This window comes from Actinoplanes derwentensis (assembly GCF_900104725.1).
Taxonomy (GTDB): Bacteria; Actinomycetota; Actinomycetes; order Mycobacteriales; family Micromonosporaceae; genus Actinoplanes; species Actinoplanes derwentensis.
This window is the reverse complement of the sequence record NZ_LT629758.1, coordinates 2,682,590-2,685,016: the sequence shown is the minus strand read 5'-3', so window position 1 is coordinate 2,685,016 and position 2,427 is coordinate 2,682,590. Positions and strand designations below refer to the sequence as shown.

At 69.9% G+C, this 2,427-nt stretch carries 4 protein-coding genes; 2 read left to right on the top strand and 2 right to left on the bottom strand.

What is annotated here, in order from left to right; genetic code table 11:
• Positions 1 to 4: 4 nt before the first annotated feature.
• A complete protein-coding gene (locus BLU81_RS12330; RefSeq protein ID WP_157751505.1) occupies positions 5 to 1,129 on the bottom strand; it encodes a hypothetical protein in 1,125 nt (374 codons plus the stop codon).
• Positions 1,126 to 1,533, bottom strand: a complete 408-nt coding sequence (locus tag BLU81_RS12325; RefSeq protein WP_092544437.1) for a YbaB/EbfC family nucleoid-associated protein — start codon at positions 1,531 to 1,533, stop codon at positions 1,126 to 1,128. The genes BLU81_RS12330 and BLU81_RS12325 overlap by 4 nt, the downstream gene beginning before the upstream one ends.
• Before the next feature lie 252 nt (positions 1,534 to 1,785).
• Here BLU81_RS12325 and BLU81_RS12320 point away from each other — a divergent pair, with 252 nt between their 5' ends.
• Together BLU81_RS12320 and BLU81_RS12315 are read left to right on the top strand one after the other, a co-directional pair.
• Entirely contained in the window at positions 1,786 to 2,109 is a 324-nt protein-coding gene (locus BLU81_RS12320) for a WXG100 family type VII secretion target (RefSeq protein ID WP_157751504.1), read from the top strand.
• Positions 2,110 to 2,123: 14 nt separating this feature from the next.
• Entirely contained in the window at positions 2,124 to 2,426 is a 303-nt protein-coding gene (locus BLU81_RS12315; protein ID WP_092544433.1) for a WXG100 family type VII secretion target, read from the top strand.
• Position 2,427 lies beyond the last annotated feature (1 nt).

Sequence of the window (2,427 nt, the reverse complement as noted above, 5' to 3'; positions counted from 1 at the left end):
GTCGCTATTCGTTCGGTGGTGAATATGTCACGTGCAGCGGCCGGTACCCGGCCGCGGTGGGGTCGACGGACGGGTTGTCCTCGACCATGAAGTACCGCCAGCCGCGGTCGTCGGCCATCTGGCCGTCCGGTCCGACGGCCGGGGCGACGGAGTTGTAGCGGGCGGCGTCCACCACGGAACCGCCGTCCGGGCCCGGCGGCAGCGCCTCCAGCCGCGGCTCCATCCGGACCGGCGCGGCCAGTGCGGCGCCGGTTTCCAGCGGGGCGCCCCAGGGGGCGAGCGGCGGCGTGTCCACGGCTGCCGCGGATGCGCCGGCGGCGGGCGCGAGCGGTACGCCGCCCAGGGGCGAGCCGGGCGTTTCGGGCACCGCGAGCCGCACCGCCGGCGCAAGGGGTTCACCCGCCAGACCAGCGGTGACCGCGCCGCCCAGCGGAGCCCCGGCCACGGCACCGGTAGCCGCGCCACCCAGTTGAGCCCCGGCCACGGCAGCAGTAGCGGCACCGCCGAGGGGAGCCCCGGCCACTGCGCCGGTGGCCGCGCCGCCGAGGGGCGTCCCGGCCATGGCTCCGGTGGCGGCGCCGCCGCGGGGGATCCCGGGCACACTGGCCGAGGCCGCACCGGCCGAGTGTGGTTCGGGGTCGCTGCCCGTGAGCGCGCCGCCCGGGACGAAGCCGGGCACGTCGGCGCGAGCGGCCCCGTCCGCGAACGGAACGGGCGCCGCCCCGGAGGCCGGGTCCAGCCGCTCGCCCGTCAGCGGTCGGCTCAGCGAACCGCCACCGGCGGAACCGCCTGGCTGGTCGAGGCCCAGCGCCACCCGGTGGGTGAGGTCGCGGGCACTGTCATCGGCGTCGTTGTATGCCTTACCGGCCGCCTGCAACGCCGCCGCGGCGTAGTTCAGCCGCTGCCGGGTGCCGCCGACGATGCCGTTGACGGTCTCCACGCCGTCCTCGAACTTCTCGGTGTACTTCGCGCCGAGTTCGTCGGTGCCCCATGCGGACACGTATCGATCCCGGAGTTCCCGGAGCCGGTTCTGGTATTCCTGATAGACGACCGCCTGACGTGCGTAGGTGTCACCGACCGACGCCACTCCGTCCGGGTCCACCCGGAGTGTTCCGTGCGGCTGGCTCACGACGTCGACCGGCCTTTCATCAGCAGTTCCCGCACGCTCTCCGGAAAGCGTGGCTGTGCGGGCATCAGGGAATCGGTGGAGCCGCGCACGAGACCGCGTGCGTCGATTCCGGCGGGCAGGCTCGGCGCCAGCAGTTCCGCGGCCTGGTCGAGGGCTTTCTCCTTGGCCTCGGTATAGGCCGCCATCACCAGTCTGGTGAGGTCCGCGGTGGTCAGGCGCTTGTGCGCGCCGCTGGGGAAGTCGATGCCGGTGAGTACGCCGTTCTGCCCGACCGTGACGCTCACTTCACGTCGTGGTGAGGTGACGGTCACCGAGATCTCGCTCATCCGGCGCTGCATGTCGGCCATCGCGCCGCGCTGCCGTTCGTACTCCGCGAACAGTCTTTCGACACGGTCGCCGTCCATGAACCGTTCTCCTTCCCACGTACGCCCGAGGCGTTGATTGAAGTCCCTTTTCCGGTACGCCGGACAGGTCTCGTCCCGGTACAGGGCGGAAAAGTGCAGCCGGTGTTTCCCGGAAGTGGTGCAGGCACGGCGCTTCCGTGCACATCCGATCGCCCGTCAGCACCCGTCCGAACCGTCGGGCATGGCGTCCGGGGGTGACCCGCGCGAAGACTCGCCCAGGCATTTCGAATGCGACGACGTGAGGAGTTGGCAGTGGCGACAGGCAATCAGGTTTCCACCAGTACCGAGGGCATGCAGGCAGCCGGGCAGGAGTTCGTCGACGCGTACGGCGATTTCTCCCTGAAGCTGAGCAACGTCAACAGCGACGTGTACGCCCTGAGTTCGTCCTGGACCGGTCAGGCCTCGACGAACTTCCAGAACGCGATGAACAACTGGAGCACCGCGTTCAGCGGCATCATCAGCCAGCTCGGGCACATGGCCGACGTGATGGGCGTGTCCCGCGCCCAGTACACCGCGGCCGAGGCACAGAGCGTCGACGACGCCGGCGGTTTCGACAAGGGCCTTCCCCACTTCTGAGCAGGAGAGACACCATGACGTACACGTTCAACTTCGCCGAGGCGCAGAGCGTCATCGACAACATCGGCACCACCACCACCGCGATCGACACCACGCTGAGCAACATGGAGACGAACGTCGAGACCCGGCTCGCCGAGTGGACCGGTTCCGCCCGCGATGAGTACACGCTGGCCAAGAAGGCGTGGGACAAGGCCGCTCTGGACATGGCCACCCACCTGAACACCGCGCGCACCGCCCTGCAGAACATCGCCAGCAACTACGCCGCGACCGAGATCCGGAACCAGCAGAACTTCAGCGACATCAACGGATCCCGCTGAC